We start from the raw sequence: 15909 nt of genomic DNA on the forward strand, positions 1-15909 counted from the left end.
AGAAGGGATATCCATACAAACAGATGAAGATTGCGGCCGTAACGTCTATAATCAGCGCCCCACACAGAGGTAGAACATGACTGTAACGACTTTTTCCGAACTTGAACTCGACGAAAGCCTGCTGGATGCCCTCCAGGATAAAGGTTTCACTCGCCCGACCGCCATTCAGGCTGCCGCCATTCCGCCTGCGCTCGATGGCCGTGATGTACTCGGTTCTGCGCCGACAGGCACCGGTAAAACGGCGGCATATCTGCTGCCGGCGTTGCAGCACCTGCTCGACTTTCCGCGTAAAAAATCGGGGCCGCCGCGCATTCTGATCCTGACGCCAACCCGCGAACTGGCAATGCAGGTTGCCGATCACGCTCGTGAACTGGCTAAGCATACTCATCTGGATATCGCCACGATTACCGGCGGCGTGGCCTATATGAACCATGCTGAAGTGTTTAGCGAAAACCAGGATATCGTGGTCGCCACGACGGGCCGTCTGCTGCAATATATAAAAGAAGAGAACTTTGACTGCCGGGCGGTTGAAACACTGATCCTTGACGAAGCTGACCGGATGCTCGACATGGGCTTCGCTCAGGACATTGAACATATCGCTGGTGAGACCCGCTGGCGTAAACAGACGATGCTGTTCTCCGCCACGCTGGAAGGCGATGCGATTAAAGATTTTGCCGAGCGCCTGCTGGAAGACCCGGTTGAGGTTTCCGCCAATCCGTCAACCCGCGAGCGTAAGAAAATTCACCAGTGGTACTACCGTGCCGACAATTTCGAACATAAAGTTGCGCTGTTGAAGCACCTGCTAAAACAAGACGATGCAACCCGTTCTATCGTGTTTGTACGTAAACGTGAACGCGTCCATGAACTGGCTGAAACGCTGCGTCTGGCAGGGATCAACAATTGCTATCTTGAAGGTGAGATGGCGCAGATCAAACGTAACGAAGGTATTAAGCGTCTCACCGACGGTCGCGTTAACGTGCTGGTCGCGACCGACGTCGCGGCACGCGGGATTGATATTCCTGACGTCAGCCACGTCATTAACTTCGACATGCCGCGCAGTGGCGATACCTATCTGCATCGTATTGGTCGTACAGGCCGTGCGGGTCGCAAAGGCACTGCAATCTCGCTGGTAGAAGCCCACGACCATCTGTTGCTGCTGAAAATCGGTCGCTACATCGAAGAGCCGCTAAAAGCGCGCGTCATTGATGAGCTTCGCCCGACCACGCGTGCGCCCAGCGAAAAGCTGACCGGCAAACCGTCGAAAAAAGTGCTGGCGAAACGCGCCGAGAAGAAAAAAGAGAAAGAAAAAGAGAAGCCGCGCGTGAAGAAACGTCACCGCGATACAAAAAATATCGGTAAGCGCCGCAAGCCAAGCGGTACGAAAATGCAGGAGCAATCCAGCGAAGAGTGATGATAATGCCGGGTTCGTTAACCTGGCATTTTTTTATCTTCCACGGTAAAACACGCCTCCATACACTGCATAAATATCTGCATTGCCGGGCTGACCGCTTTCCCGGCATGATGGGCGCACAGCGCCATGATCGATAGCGACGGCGCGCCAAACGGCAGCTCTTTCAACTGACCGGTACTAAGTTCTCGTTCAACGGCAAATCGTGGTAAAAAGCTGATGCCCAGGTTAGCAGCCACACACTGTTTAATGCTTTCAATACTCCACAGTTCAATGGTGTTTTCCAGCGTAATCCGCCTCTGCCGTAGCGTACTTTCAAACAGCTGGCGGAAGACACATTGCGGTTCATTGATGATGAAGCTACAGGGGATATGCTGATCTGGCTGCGTAAAATCAGCATCCTGTAGCAGTGGAGAGGCCACCAACGCCAGCGACTGCTCCCCCAGTTGCTGCATCGTGAGCGCGTCATCATTACCTACGCGATAAAAAACGCCCAGATCGACCTCGTCATTCAGCAACGCATCACGTATCACATAGCAATTCAGCGATTGTAGCGACAATCTGACATTCGGCGCTCGCAGCTTAAATCGTTGTAAAACCTGCGGCATTTTGTACGCCAGTAAGGTTTCACCTGTCGCCACGCGCAGCTCTCCGCCGGGTTCCGCATCCTGTCTTGCGGCTTCACGAATCGACTCCATCACTCGCGTCAGTTCATGGATATGCGGCATCAGCTTTTTCCCCTCATTGGTCAGGCACATTCGGCGCCCTATTTTCTCGAACAGTTGCAGGGAAAACTCACGTTCAAGCTGTTGAATATGAAAAGTTACCGTCGACTGAGTACAGCACAGCTTTTGCGAAGCCCGCAGAAACGAGCCCTCTTCCACTACCGTTTTCAGCGTAATAAACCGACGCAGATCCATAACCACCAACCTATCGAAAATCTCGAATTCAGAATTAAAAAACATTCATTTTTTTAAATATTTCATATCGGGTACTGTCTGCTAAAACAGAGGAGATGACAAGTGACACCGATGCTTTTAAGCGCTTTCTGGACTTATACATTAATCACCGCCCTTACCCCCGGCCCTAACAATATTCTCGCGCTTAGCGCAGCAACTGCACATGGTTTTCGGCAGAGTATTCGTGTACTGGCAGGTATGAGTCTGGGATTTTTGGTCGTCATGCTGCTGTGCGCCGGGATCGCGTTTTCCCTTGCGGTTATCGATCCGGCAATCATTCATTTGCTCAGTTGGGTGGGGGCTGCGTATATCCTGTGGCTGGCGTGGAAAATTGCCACCAGTCCAGCGGCGGATGAGAATGTCAGACCAAAACCGGTTGGCTTTTGGGTAAGCTTTGGCCTGCAGTTTGTGAACGTCAAAATTATTCTGTACGGCATTACCGCTCTGTCTACATTTGTTTTACCGCAAACGCAGGCGCTGAACTGGGTCATCGGCGTCAGTATATTGCTGGCATTGATCGGCACGTTCGGTAATGTGTGTTGGGCGCTGGCGGGACATCTGTTTCAGCGGGCGTTTCGCCATTATGGTCGCCAGTTAAATATCATTCTGGCGTTACTGCTGGTGTACTGCGCGGTGCGGATTTTTTACTGACCCAAATAAAACAAAAGCGGAAAAGGCCCGGCCTCTTCCGCTTGTTATTACCGGATAAGCCTTACAGGCTTTCGGTAAAGGTACGAGCGATAACGTCGCGCTGCTGTTCCGGCGTCAGGGAGTTAAAACGCACCGCATAACCAGAAACACGAATAGTCAGCTGCGGGTATTTTTCCGGATGCTTAACCGCATCTTCCAGAGTTTCGCGACGCAGAACGTTAACGTTCAGATGCTGACCGCCTTCAACGCGTACTTCCGGTTTAACTTCCATCGGAATTTCACGGTATTCAATCTCGCCCAGTTTGCTGACAGCCACAACTTCATCTTCAGCAAAGCCGGATTTTGCAACGATGCAGCGCGCTTCGCCTTTTTCGCTGTCCAGCAGCCAGAAGGAATTCAGCAGGTCGTCGTTAGCGGCTTTAGTAATCTGGATACCTGTAATCATGTGATGCCTCCCCAGGCAAAATTATTTGATTTCGGTCGGCCTAATCCCGGCCAATTGGTAAAACCATTGTTGCTTGAGTGTATATATACCCTTCGATCACCCTTCATTCTTTGATTTAAATCAATAAAAACCACACCATAAAAAGGGTGATGAAGGGAATTTATTGTTTTACATCAACTTACACCATTCAGACCTATAAACTTTTTACATAAATTTTCAACTATCTTTTGTAGGTAACCGTTTTTGTAGCACGCAGGATTTTGCACTGCAGAAAGAAGCAGTTAAGCTAAGGGAACTGGAAATTCGCAGGAGAGCGAGATGGCGACTGAGTTAACCTGGCACGATGTGCTGGCTGATGAGAAACAGCAACCTTACTTTATCAATACGCTTCACACTGTTGCTGGCGAGCGTCAGTCGGGTATCACGGTCTACCCGCCGCAAAAAGATGTGTTTAATGCCTTTCGCTTCACGGAACTGGGCGACGTTAAGGTGGTGATCCTGGGACAAGATCCTTACCACGGCCCCGGCCAGGCACATGGTCTGGCGTTTTCCGTGCGTCCTGGGATCGCTCCCCCGCCGTCATTAGTGAATATGTACAAAGAGCTGGAAGCCTCCATTCCCGGCTTTGTTCGCCCCGCGCACGGTTATCTGGAAAGCTGGGCGCGCCAGGGCGTACTGTTACTGAATACGGTGCTCACGGTACGGGCAGGCCAGGCGCACTCTCATGCCAGCCTGGGGTGGGAAACCTTTACGGATAAAGTGATAAGCCTGATTAACCAACACCGCGAAGGGGTCGTCTTCCTGTTGTGGGGCTCGCACGCCCAGAAGAAAGGCGCGATTATTGATCCACAGCGCCACCATATTCTGAAAGCTCCGCATCCCTCGCCACTCTCTGCGCACCGCGGATTTTTTGGCTGTAACCATTTTGCGCTAACGAACCAATGGCTGGAACAACACGGCGAGAAAACTATCGACTGGACGCCAGTATTACCGGCTGAGAGTGAATAACGTTGGCGACTCGCCGTTTTATCGCCCGGATAACGGCGCGAAAGCGCCTTGTCTGACCGGGCGGTAGGAAGTACATCATTGGCCCGGCGCGCGTTGCGTCACCGGGCTGCAGCCCTTACGCTTTATTCTGTCGCCACCACTCGGCGAGCAGTACGCCTGTCGCAACCGACACATTCAGGCTTTCCACGTTCCCGGTGCCGTTAATTTTCACGCACAGATCGTCGGGTTCGCGCGCCGCTTCCGGCAGGTAGTCATATTCACGGCCTAAGACCAGCACCATCTTTTCCGGCAGGGTCGTACTAAAGAGCGCCTGACCGCGATCGCTGGACGTCGTCACCACGGTGTACCCCGCCTGACGAAAGTCATCCAGTACGTCAACAATGCTTTCACCAGTGATTGGCTGGACATGTTCCGCCCCGCCTTCCGCGGTACGAATCGCCGCGCCGGACTCCAGCAACGCCGCATCCTGTACCACCACGCCTTTCACGCCGAAGTGCGCGCAGCTACGCATCATGCCGCCCAGATTATGCGGGTTAGCGACATCTTCCAACGCCAGCACGCAGTCTTGATCCGCCGCCTGCTTTACCCATTGCTTAACGGTCGTACCGTTACGCTTTTTAATCAGGAAACACACGCCGCCGTGGTGCTCAGTCCCGGAAGCTTTTGCCAGTTCGGCTTCATCCACCACATGGTAGGCTTTACGATTCGCCGCCATCCAGCGCAGCGCCTCTTTAAAACGCGGCGTTACGCTTTGGATAAACCATGCGCGCACGATGGCGTCAGGACGGCTCTGGAATAGCGCCTGGCAGGCGTTTTCGCCGTAGACGCGTGTCTCTTCCGCACGCTGGCGACGCAAAACTTCAGGGTCGATAAAACTTTTACCGCTAATACCACCATGATCGACTTTCTCAGGCGTTTCATCGCCTGGCGCGCGGGACACAGTGCGCCACGGCGAAGTTTCATGTTTACGGTCACGGCTCTGATTATTTCGCTCATCACGGGCGGGGCGACGTCCACCGTCAGTGCGAGACTTTGCTGGGCGGCCTCCCCCTTTCCCGGTACGCGGGTTATGGGTGCGTTTATCAGAGTCATCATCACTACGGACATACATCACTTTGACTTTGCCGCTTTTGTTTTTTAATTCATCGTTCATGCTTTTCTCCACCAGCGCTGCGCGAAGCGCGAAGATTACCCGATGTGCATCCGGTTAGCCATGATTTCGTTTAAAAGCTTGCGACTATTGTACTCATTGAATAAAACACATTGTTGTTTAGCACAGACTCCTCGATAATATGTAACATTATAGAAACATCCCGCGCGTAGCGGGACGTCTTCCGACGTATTCAGAGGTTAGCTATGAACACCGTTTGTACCCATTGTCAGGCCATTAACCGCATCCCCGACGATCGGCTTCAGGACGCGGCAAAATGTGGACGCTGCGGTCATGAGTTGTTTGACGGAGAAGTCATTAATGCGACCGGCGAAACGCTGGACAAACTGTTGAAGGACGATCTTCCAGTGGTGATCGACTTTTGGGCACCCTGGTGCGGCCCTTGCCGTAACTTTGCGCCAATCTTCGAGGATGTCGCAGAAGAGCGCAGCGGTAAAGTCCGTTTCGTCAAAGTAAATACCGAGGCGGAACGGGAACTCAGCGCCCGTTTCGGTATCCGCAGCATCCCGACGATTATGATTTTTAAACATGGACAGGTGGTCGATATGCTTAATGGCGCAGTGCCTAAAGCGCCTTTCGACAGCTGGCTGAACGAAGCGCTGTAAACGCCACGGGGCACATCTTGTGCCCCGTTTTCACCTCTGCCACAATAGCGTTTTTCTCCGCAAACGCTTTCTATGACCAATAACGCTGTCCTTCAGTTACGCGCCGAACGGCTTGCGCGCGCTACACGCCCTTTTCTTGCGAGAGGCAATCGGGTTCGCCGCTGTCAACGCTGCCTGCTGCCGCTAAAATCTTGCCTGTGTGATACGTTAACGCCTTCTCAGGCGAAAAGCCGTTTTTGTCTGGTCATGTTTGACACTGAACCGATGAAACCCAGCAATACCGGCCGGCTGATAGCCGATATTTTGCCGGATACCGCGGCGTTTCAGTGGTCGCGTACCGAGCCGCCGCAGGCGTTGCTGGAGCTGGTACAGCATCCGGATTATCAGCCGATAGTGGTTTTTCCTGCGTCCTACGCCGGCGAAGCGCGCGAGGTCATTTCCACCCCGCCCACCGGGAAACCGCCGCTGTTTATCATGCTGGACGGCACCTGGCCCGAAGCACGTAAAATGTTTCGTAAAAGCCCTTATCTGGATCATCTGCCGGTCATTTCCGTCGATTTATCGCGTCTTTCAGCTTATCGTCTGCGTGAAATCCATGCCGAAGGGCAATATTGTACCGCCGAAGTCGCCATAGCGTTGTTAGATCTGGCGGGAGATACCGAGGCGGCAACCAGTTTAGGTGAACATTTCACCCGTTTTAAAACGCGCTATCTGGCAGGAAAAACGCAACATCCGGGAAACGTCACAGCATAAAATAGCGAAAGCGTTTAAAATTATCCGGTCACTTCTGTGTAAGGGAAACCGGTATGAGCCAGCAAGGACTGGAAGCGCTACTGCGACCAAAATCGATCGCGGTGATTGGCGCATCAATGAAGCCCCACCGCGCGGGTTACCTGATGATGCGTAACTTGTTGGCGGGCGGATTCAATGGCCCCGTCCTTCCCGTAACGCCCGCCTGGAAAGCCGTTTTAGGCGTCATGGCCTGGCCGGATATCGCCAGTCTCCCTTTTACTCCCGATCTGGCTATTTTATGCACTAACGCCAGCCGTAACCTGGCGTTACTGGACGCGCTTGGCGCGAAAGGGTGTAAAACGTGCATTATCCTTTCTGCTCCCTCGTCACAACATGAAGAACTTCTTGCCTGTGCCCGGCATTATAAAATGCGTCTGCTGGGTCCAAACAGTCTTGGGCTCCTCGCGCCGTGGCAAGGGCTGAATGCCAGCTTTTCTCCCGTCCCGATTAAACAGGGCAAGCTCGCTTTTATTTCCCAGTCTGCCGCCGTGTCCAATACTATTCTTGACTGGGCGCAACAGCGTGAAATGGGCTTTTCCTACTTTATCGCGCTGGGCGATAGCCTGGATATTGATGTCGATGAACTACTGGACTATCTGGCGCGCGATAGCAAGACCAGCGCAATTTTGCTCTATCTGGAACAGTTAAGCGACGCCCGCCGTTTTGTTTCCGCCGCCCGTAGCGCTTCACGTAACAAACCGATTCTGGTGATTAAAAGCGGCCGAAGCCCGGCAGCCCAGCGTTTACTTAATACCAGCGCGGGAATGGACCCTGCGTGGGATGCGGCCATCCAGCGCGCAGGCCTGCTGCGAGTCCAGGATACGCACGAGCTTTTTTCCGCCGTCGAAACACTGAGCCATATGCGTCCGCTACGCGGCGACAGACTGATGATCATCAGCAATGGCGCCGCGCCTGCCGCGCTGGCGTTAGATGAGTTGTGGTCGCGTAACGGCAAGCTGGCGACGTTGAGCGAAGAGACCTGCCTGCAACTACGGCAGTCGCTTCCCGCGCACATTGATATTGCCAATCCGCTGGATCTGTGTGATGACGCCAGCAGCGAACATTACGTCAAAACGCTGGATATCCTGCTCGCCAGTCAGGATTTTGACGCGCTTATGGTTATCCACTCTCCCAGCGCTGCCGCGCCGGGTACGGAAAGCGCCCATGCTCTGATCGAGACGATTAAGCGCCACCCCAGAGGCAAGTTTGTTACGCTGCTGACAAACTGGTGCGGCGAGTTCTCGTCTCAGGAGGCAAGACGGCTATTCAGCGAAGCCGGATTACCAACCTACCGCACGCCGGAAGGCACGATTACCGCGTTTATGCATATGGTGGAATACCGGCGTAACCAGAAGCAACTGCGGGAAACGCCAGCGTTGCCGAGTAACCTGACGTCCAATACCACTGAGGCGCATAATCTGTTACAGCGGGCGATTGCGGAAGGCGCCACCTCACTGGATACCCATGAAGTACAGCCGATTTTACACGCCTATGGGCTGCACACGCTCCCAACCTGGATTGCCAGCGACAGCGCTGAAGCGGTGCATATCGCCGAACAGATAGGCTATCCGGTAGCTCTCAAGCTGCGCTCGCCCGACATTCCGCATAAATCTGAAGTTCAGGGGGTCATGCTTTACCTGCGGACCGCAAGCGAGGTACAACAAGCCGCGAACGCCATTTTCGATCGTGTAAAGATGGCCTGGCCGCAGGCGCGGATTCACGGTTTGCTGGTACAAAGCATGGCTAACCGCGCCGGCGCGCAGGAGCTGCGTGTGGTGGTCGAGCACGATCCGGTGTTTGGTCCTTTGATTATGTTGGGTGAAGGCGGCGTAGAGTGGCGTCCGGAAGAGCAGGCGGTCGTCGCGCTGCCGCCGCTCAACATGAATCTGGCGCGCTATCTGGTGATTCAGGGCATTAAACAGCGGAAAATTCGCGCCCGTAGCGCGCTGCGTCCGCTGGATATTGTCGGTTTAAGCCAGCTGCTGGTCCAGGTTTCAAACCTGATTGTCGACTGCCCGGAAATTCAGCGTCTGGATATCCATCCGCTGCTGGCTTCCGCCAGTGAGTTTACCGCGCTGGATGTGACGCTGGATATTGCCCCGTTTGATGGCGATAACGAAAGTCGACTTGCGGTACGCCCCTATCCCCACCAGCTTGAAGAGTGGGTGGAGATGAAAAATGGCGATCGCTGCCTGTTCCGTCCTATCCTGCCGGAAGATGAGCCCCAGCTGCGACAATTCATCGCCCAGGTCACCAAAGAGGATCTTTACTACCGTTATTTCAGCGAGATCAACGAATTCACCCATGAAGATTTAGCCAACATGACGCAGATCGACTACGATCGAGAAATGGCCTTTGTGGCCGTGAGGCGGATGGACAACGCTGAAGAGATCCTCGGCGTAACGCGCGCGATCTCCGATCCTGACAACGTAGATGCCGAGTTTGCCGTATTGGTGCGTTCAGATCTCAAAGGGTTGGGTTTAGGACGCCGTTTAATGGAGAAATTGATTGCCTATACTCGCGATCACGGATTGAAGCGGCTGAACGGTATTACGATGCCGAACAATCGCGGCATGGTCGCGCTGGCCAGAAAACTGGGATTTCAGGTCGATATTCAGCTCGACGAGGGTATCGTGGGATTGACGCTAAATCTGGCCAAATGTGATGAATCGTGAGTAATGTACTGGAAATGTTGACCACTTTAACGGGTACTGATGTTATTATTGCTCGCTTATGTCGTCTGCATAGCACAGAGGACCCTTCAATGAACAGAGAAGAAATGCACTGTGATGTTGTCAAAATTTAAGCGTAATAAACATCAACAACACCTTGCCCAACTCCCTAAGATTTCTCAGTCAGTTGATGATGTAGATTTCTTTTATACTCCTGCTACTTTTCGGGAGACACTGCTGGAGAAAATCGCCAGCGCGACGCAGCGTATTTGTATCGTTGCCCTGTATCTGGAACAGGACGATGGGGGTAAAGGTATACTCGACGCGCTCTATGCGGCTAAACGGCAGCGTCCTGAACTGGACGTGAGGGTGCTGGTCGACTGGCATCGCGCGCAACGCGGGCGCATTGGCGCAGCGGCCTCGAATACCAATGCAGACTGGTATTGCCGACTAGCGCAGGAAAACCCCGGCATTGATGTCCCGGTTTACGGCGTACCGATTAATACGCGAGAAGCGCTTGGCGTACTGCATTTTAAAGGCTTTATCATTGATGATAGCGTCCTGTACAGCGGCGCCAGCCTGAACGATGTCTATCTCCATCAGCATGACAAATATCGCTACGATCGCTACCAGCTGATTCGCAATCGGCAAATGGCAGACATCATGTTTGACTGGGTGACGCAAAATCTGATGAATGGCCGTGGTGTGAATCGTCTGGATAATACCCAGCGTCCGAAAAGCCCGGAGATTAAAAACGATATCCGTTTATACCGTCAGGAGTTGCGGGATGCGTCATATCATTTTCAGGGTGACGCTAATGACGAGCAGCTCTCCGTTACGCCGCTGGTCGGGCTTGGCAAATCCAGTCTGCTGAACAAAACCATTTTCCATCTCATGCCCTGTGCGGAGCATAAGCTCACCATTTGTACCCCTTACTTCAATCTACCAGCGGTACTGGTGCGGAATATTATTCAGCTACTGCGCGACGGAAAGAAAGTCGAAATCATTGTTGGCGATAAAACCGCGAATGATTTTTACATTCCGGAAGATGAACCGTTCAAGATCATTGGCGCGTTACCCTATCTCTATGAGATTAACCTGCGCCGCTTCCTGAGCCGTTTACAGTATTACGTCAATACCGATCAGCTTGTGGTGCGTCTGTGGAAAGATGACGACAATACCTATCATTTGAAAGGGATGTGGGTAGATGATAAATGGATGCTACTCACCGGCAACAACCTGAATCCTCGCGCCTGGCGTCTGGATCTGGAAAACGCCATTCTGATCCACGACCCTAAGCAGGAGCTTGCCCCTCAGCGGGAAAAAGAGCTGGAACTTATCCGAACGCACACAACCATCGTAAAACATTATCGTGACCTGCAGAGCATTGCCGACTATCCGATAAAAGTGCGTAAATTGATTCGCCGTCTGCGCCGGATCCGCATCGACAGATTAATTAGCCGTATCCTGTAATCGAAGCCCCGTCCTGTACGGGGTTTTCTCTTAGGAGTGAACTGGTGCGCGTGTTGATTCCTTTTACGGTGTTGTTTCTCTCCGGGTGCAGCCATCTGGCTAACGACCGCTGGAGCGGTCAGGATAAAGCCCAGCATTTTATGGCATCAGCGATGCTATCGGCAGCCGGTAATGAGTATGCGCGTCACCAGGGAGTAAGCCCTGACCGCAGCGCAGCGATAGGGCTGATGTTTTCTTTGAGTCTCGGAGCCTCAAAAGAACTCTGGGACAGCCGCCCGGAAGGCAGCGGCTGGAGCTGGAAAGATTTTGTCTGGGATGTCGCTGGCGCGACAACCGGTTACGCTATCTGGCAAATGGCGCGATACTAAAGGCGTAAGCCCTTTCCTTTACGGTGCAACATCAACGAAACCAGGAAAGCCAGAACGGCCATCGCGGTAACATACCAGAAGAACGAACTCTCCATACCGACAGATTTTAGCGACAGCGCGACATATTCCGCAGAGCCGCCAAATAACGCGTTTGCTACCGCGTAAGATAAACCGACGCCCAGGGCGCGAACCTGCGCCGGAAACATCTCCGCTTTCAGGATCCCGCTAATCGAGGTATAGAAACTCACAATCAATAGCGCGCACATCACTAAAGCAAATGCGGCATAAGGCGACGTCACATTCTGCAACGCGGAGAGAATTGGAACGGTGAAAAGCGTCGCGAGTGCGCCAAAACATAGCATAGAGGTGCGCCTTCCAATCTTATCGGATAACGCGCCGAATAACGGCTGCACCAACATGAAAACACACAGCGCAGCCGTCATAATGCCGCTGGCGACATTGGCATGCATACCTGCTGTATTTACCAGATATTTCTGCATATAGGTGGTGAAGGTATAAAAGCACAGCGAGCCTGCCGCGGTGAAACCAAGCACCATCAAAAAGGCTTTGCGATTACGCCACAAACCTTTCAACGAACCGGCTTCTTTTAATGCGCGAGTCTCATGCTTCGAGGTTTCATCCAGCTGGCGACGTAGCCATAACGCCACAACCGCCAGCACGGCGCCCAGCGCAAAGGGAATACGCCATCCCCAGGCACGAAGCTCAGCATCCTCCAGAACCTGCTGCAAAACCACAACGACCAGCAATGCCAGTAGTTGGCCACCGATAAGCGTAACATACTGAAACGACGCGAAAAATCCCTTACGACCTTCAAGCGCAACTTCACTCATATATGTCGCGCTGGTCCCATACTCTCCCCCTACCGAGAGCCCCTGAAATAACCTTGCAATAAGTAGCAGCGCCGGTGCCCAGGTGCCGATGGTATCGTAACCAGGTAAGCAGGCAATCACCAGCGACCCCATGCACATCATGCACACCGAAATCAACATTGAGGCTTTGCGCCCGCGTCGATCGGCAATGCGTCCAAACAGCCACCCACCGATAGGCCGCATTAAAAAACCGGCGGCAAAGACGCCTGCCGTTTGCAAAAGCTGAGTGGTGGTATTACCAGAAGGAAAGAAGATATGTGCAAAATAGAGCGAGCAGAAAGAGTAGACGTAGAAATCAAACCATTCCACTAAGTTTCCGGAAGATGCACCCACGATAGCCCATATGCGTCGCCGCATCTTCGGAGCCTCAGCGTTGTTTCTATCTATACGCTGAATAATTTCTGCCATACTGTTCTCCTCGTTGCCAGGCTTAATCGGCCTTTTATTTTGGAGATTCAGATTACGCGAGACCAAAAAGTAAATAAAGTGTTAATTATTTGTTTGCTAATTTTTATCCCCACCGTGCCTGATGCTGGCGTTTCAGTTTCAGATAGTCTTCGTCCTGACGAATTTTATCCCACCAACCTTTGAAAACCGTTGCCGCCGCGGCCTTAATAGGATCATTACCCCGTGTATTCAGGCTGCCGTCTTCGGCATACTTTTTACCGCCTTTATAGTTAGCGTATCGCCTGGCGCGGGTGTATCCCATCTGAATAAATTTACGCGCCATGTCCATACCAACGAAATCATCCTGCTGCCGGTAAGCTTCGAACAACTGGTAGATCTGTTCTGCGGATTTCATCGCCGATGCTTCATCTTTATAGCGCCAGAAAGGAAGAATTTCGCTTTTGTAGGGTTCAACCAGTAGCACCCCCTGCTCTCCTCGTCCAACCTGATACAATTCAGGCTGCTGGCGGAAGTCAATGCTGGAAAAGTCTTGCTGGTAGTTAAAAGGTTTGATAGCCAATGAAAATCCTCACTGCTTATATAAGCACGTGTAAAGGATAGTTCATCGTTAACGATTGGGTGGGTTGTGCTCTTATCGGTTCTACAAGAGCACCAGCTTCGTAGGCGGGATAATTGCTGTGGGCCGGATAAGGCGAAGCTGCCATCCGGCGGTGCCGGTTGCCTGATGGCGCTGCGCTTATCAGGCCTACATTTTTACAGTTACTACACACGCAAAAAAGCCCATCCTGACGGACGGGCTTCTTCACTTGTCTGATGCCTGGCAGTTTATGGCGGGCGTCCTGCCCGCCACCCTCCGGGCCGTTGCTGCGCAACGAGTGCTCACCGACAGACTACAGATAAAACAAAAGGCCCAGTCTTTCGACTGAGCCTTTTGCTTAATTTGATGCCTGGCAGTTCCCTACTCTCGCATGGGGAGACCCCACACTACCATCGGCGCTACGGCGTTTCACTTCTGAGTTCGGCATGGGGTCAGGTGGGACCACCGCGCTAGTGCCGCCAGGCAAATTCTGTTGCCAGAAACGAATCTTTTACACCGATGCTGCGTTGGCTGCATTCGCAAAGTCAGTCACATACTTCAGTATGCTCCTTCCTTTCCTTCATTTGCCGCCTTGCCTCAGCGTAAAATCTTTCGTTCCCGAAAATCCGGAATCAGTGCTGAAAATCATCTCTCAACCGCCAAAACATCTTCGGCGTTGTAAGGTTAAGCCTCACGGTTCATTAGTACCGGTTAGCTCAACGCATCGCTGCGCTTACACACCCGGCCTATCAACGTCGTCGTCTTCAACGTTCCTTCAGGAGACCTAAAGTCTCAGGGAGAACTCATCTCGGGGCAAGTTTCGTGCTTAGATGCTTTCAGCACTTATCTCTTCCGCATTTAGCTACCGGGCAGTGCCATTGGCATGACAACCCGAACACCAGTGATGCGTCCACTCCGGTCCTCTCGTACTAGGAGCAGCCCCCCTCAGTTCTCCAGCGCCCACGGCAGATAGGGACCGAACTGTCTCACGACGTTCTAAACCCAGCTCGCGTACCACTTTAAATGGCGAACAGCCATACCCTTGGGACCTACTTCAGCCCCAGGATGTGATGAGCCGACATCGAGGTGCCAAACACCGCCGTCGATATGAACTCTTGGGCGGTATCAGCCTGTTATCCCCGGAGTACCTTTTATCCGTTGAGCGATGGCCCTTCCATTCAGAACCACCGGATCACTATGACCTGCTTTCGCACCTGCTCGCGCCGTCACGCTCGCAGTCAAGCTGGCTTATGCCATTGCACTAACCTCCTGATGTCCGACCAGGATTAGCCAACCTTCGTGCTCCTCCGTTACTCTTTAGGAGGAGACCGCCCCAGTCAAACTACCCACCAGACACTGTCCGCAACCCGGATTACGGGTCCACGTTAGAACATCAAACATTAAAGGGTGGTATTTCAAGGTCGGCTCCATGCAGACTGGCGTCCACACTTCAAAGCCTCCCACCTATCCTACACATCAAGGCTCAATGTTCAGTGTCAAGCTATAGTAAAGGTTCACGGGGTCTTTCCGTCTTGCCGCGGGTACACTGCATCTTCACAGCGAGTTCAATTTCACTGAGTCTCGGGTGGAGACAGCCTGGCCATCATTACGCCATTCGTGCAGGTCGGAACTTACCCGACAAGGAATTTCGCTACCTTAGGACCGTTATAGTTACGGCCGCCGTTTACCGGGGCTTCGATCAGGAGCTTCGCTTGCGCTGACCCCATCAATTAACCTTCCGGCACCGGGCAGGCGTCACACCGTATACGTCCACTTTCGTGTTTGCACAGTGCTGTGTTTTTAATAAACAGTTGCAGCCAGCTGGTATCTTCGACTGACTTCAGCTCCGTGAGTAAATCACTTCACCTACGTGTCAGCGTGCCTTCTCCCGAAGTTACGGCACCATTTTGCCTAGTTCCTTCACCCGAGTTCTCTCAAGCGCCTTGGTATTCTCTACCTGACCACCTGTGTCGGTTTGGGGTACGATTTGATGTTACCTGATGCTTAGAGGCTTTTCCTGGAAGCAGGGCATTTGTTGCTTCAGCACCGTAGTGCCTCGTCGTCACGCCTCAGTGTTAAAGTGAACCGGATTTACCTGGAACACACACCTACACGCTTAAACCGGGACAACCGTCGCCCGGCCAACATAGCCTTCTCCGTCCCCCCTTCGCAGTAACACCAAGTACGGGAATATTAACCCGTTTCCCATCGACTACGCCTTTCGGCCTCGCCTTAGGGGTCGACTCACCCTGCCCCGATTAACGTTGGACAGGAACCCTTGGTCTTCCGGCGAGCGGGCTTTTCACCCGCTTTATCGTTACTTATGTCAGCATTCGCACTTCTGATACCTCCAGCAACCCTCACAGGCCACCTTCGCAGGCTTACAGAACGCTCCCCTACCCAACGAACGTATCCTTAAACCGACTCGACTTTGTATACGCTTTGACGTCGCTTCGCTCCGTCAATCGTAACCCGCTGAATC

At 52.8% G+C, this 15909-nt stretch carries 13 protein-coding genes and 2 rRNA genes; 8 read left to right on the plus strand and 7 right to left on the minus strand.

Annotated features, from left to right (window positions below; translation table 11 throughout):
• Positions 1 to 76: 76 nt before the first annotated feature.
• Complete coding sequence (srmB, locus tag ACLD4F_RS08240; RefSeq protein WP_000219174.1) at positions 77 to 1411, plus strand: ATP-dependent RNA helicase SrmB; 1335 nt, start codon at positions 77 to 79, stop codon at positions 1409 to 1411.
• Positions 1412 to 1428: 17 nt separating this feature from the next.
• On the opposite strand, the gene ACLD4F_RS08245 is transcribed toward srmB, so the two are convergent.
• A complete protein-coding gene (locus tag ACLD4F_RS08245) occupies positions 1429 to 2328 on the minus strand; it encodes a LysR family transcriptional regulator (protein ID WP_001521114.1) in 900 nt (299 codons plus the stop codon).
• 102 nt (positions 2329 to 2430) lie between these two features.
• On the opposite strand from ACLD4F_RS08245, the gene eamB reads away from it, so the two are divergent.
• Positions 2431 to 3018 carry a cysteine/O-acetylserine transporter gene (gene eamB, locus ACLD4F_RS08250; protein ID WP_000188415.1) on the plus strand — a complete coding sequence of 196 codons (588 nt, stop codon included), beginning with the start codon at positions 2431 to 2433 and terminating at the stop codon, positions 3016 to 3018.
• A gap of 61 nt (positions 3019 to 3079) precedes the next feature.
• Here eamB and grcA read toward each other — a convergent pair whose 3' ends face one another.
• Positions 3080 to 3463 (minus strand): autonomous glycyl radical cofactor GrcA, encoded by a 384-nt coding sequence (gene grcA / locus ACLD4F_RS08255; protein WP_000627811.1) that lies wholly within the window; start codon positions 3461 to 3463, stop codon positions 3080 to 3082.
• 318 nt (positions 3464 to 3781) lie between these two features.
• On the opposite strand from grcA, the gene ung reads away from it, so the two are divergent.
• Positions 3782 to 4471, plus strand: a complete 690-nt coding sequence (gene ung / locus ACLD4F_RS08260; RefSeq protein WP_000179978.1) for a uracil-DNA glycosylase — start codon at positions 3782 to 3784, stop codon at positions 4469 to 4471.
• A gap of 115 nt (positions 4472 to 4586) precedes the next feature.
• Here ung and ACLD4F_RS08265 read toward each other — a convergent pair whose 3' ends face one another.
• Positions 4587 to 5624: a tRNA/rRNA methyltransferase gene (locus ACLD4F_RS08265; protein WP_000997368.1), complete on the minus strand. Its 1038-nt coding sequence runs from the start codon at positions 5622 to 5624 to the stop codon at positions 4587 to 4589.
• Between the two features lie 203 nt (positions 5625 to 5827).
• Here ACLD4F_RS08265 and trxC point away from each other — a divergent pair, with 203 nt between their 5' ends.
• The 5 genes from trxC to ACLD4F_RS08290 all read left to right on the plus strand — a co-directional run bounded on the left by trxC (position 5828) and on the right by ACLD4F_RS08290 (position 11552).
• Positions 5828 to 6247, plus strand: coding sequence for a thioredoxin TrxC (gene trxC / locus ACLD4F_RS08270; protein WP_001098732.1), 420 nt, complete (start codon positions 5828 to 5830; stop codon positions 6245 to 6247).
• 72 nt (positions 6248 to 6319) lie between these two features.
• Positions 6320 to 7000 carry a tRNA-uridine aminocarboxypropyltransferase gene (tapT, locus tag ACLD4F_RS08275; protein ID WP_076934878.1) on the plus strand — a complete coding sequence of 227 codons (681 nt, stop codon included), beginning with the start codon at positions 6320 to 6322 and terminating at the stop codon, positions 6998 to 7000.
• Between the two features lie 53 nt (positions 7001 to 7053).
• Complete coding sequence (gene pat, locus ACLD4F_RS08280; protein WP_411010784.1) at positions 7054 to 9714, plus strand: protein lysine acetyltransferase; 2661 nt, start codon at positions 7054 to 7056, stop codon at positions 9712 to 9714.
• Positions 9715 to 9828: 114 nt separating this feature from the next.
• Positions 9829 to 11184, plus strand: a complete 1356-nt coding sequence (gene pssA / locus ACLD4F_RS08285) for a CDP-diacylglycerol--serine O-phosphatidyltransferase (RefSeq protein WP_000949286.1) — start codon at positions 9829 to 9831, stop codon at positions 11182 to 11184.
• A 44-nt stretch (positions 11185 to 11228) separates the two neighbouring features.
• Positions 11229 to 11552 carry a YfiM family lipoprotein gene (locus ACLD4F_RS08290; RefSeq protein WP_001264478.1) on the plus strand — a complete coding sequence of 108 codons (324 nt, stop codon included), beginning with the start codon at positions 11229 to 11231 and terminating at the stop codon, positions 11550 to 11552.
• Here ACLD4F_RS08290 and ACLD4F_RS08295 read toward each other — a convergent pair.
• From ACLD4F_RS08295 to ACLD4F_RS08310, 4 genes are all read right to left on the minus strand, one after another.
• Positions 11549 to 12850 carry an MFS transporter gene (locus tag ACLD4F_RS08295; RefSeq protein ID WP_411010785.1) on the minus strand — a complete coding sequence of 434 codons (1302 nt, stop codon included), beginning with the start codon at positions 12848 to 12850 and terminating at the stop codon, positions 11549 to 11551. The genes ACLD4F_RS08290 and ACLD4F_RS08295 overlap by 4 nt on opposite strands.
• A 103-nt stretch (positions 12851 to 12953) precedes the next feature.
• A complete protein-coding gene (locus tag ACLD4F_RS08300) occupies positions 12954 to 13409 on the minus strand; it encodes a DUF4385 domain-containing protein (RefSeq protein ID WP_411010786.1) in 456 nt (151 codons plus the stop codon).
• A gap of 386 nt (positions 13410 to 13795) precedes the next feature.
• Positions 13796 to 13911 (minus strand): 5S ribosomal RNA (rrf, locus tag ACLD4F_RS08305).
• A 196-nt stretch (positions 13912 to 14107) separates the two neighbouring features.
• A 23S ribosomal RNA gene (locus tag ACLD4F_RS08310) occupies positions 14108 to 15909 on the minus strand; the annotation flags it as partial.

Origin of the sequence: Salmonella sp. 741265050_HSA (assembly GCF_046569445.1) — a bacterium.
Taxonomy (GTDB): domain Bacteria; phylum Pseudomonadota; class Gammaproteobacteria; order Enterobacterales; family Enterobacteriaceae; genus Salmonella; species Salmonella enterica.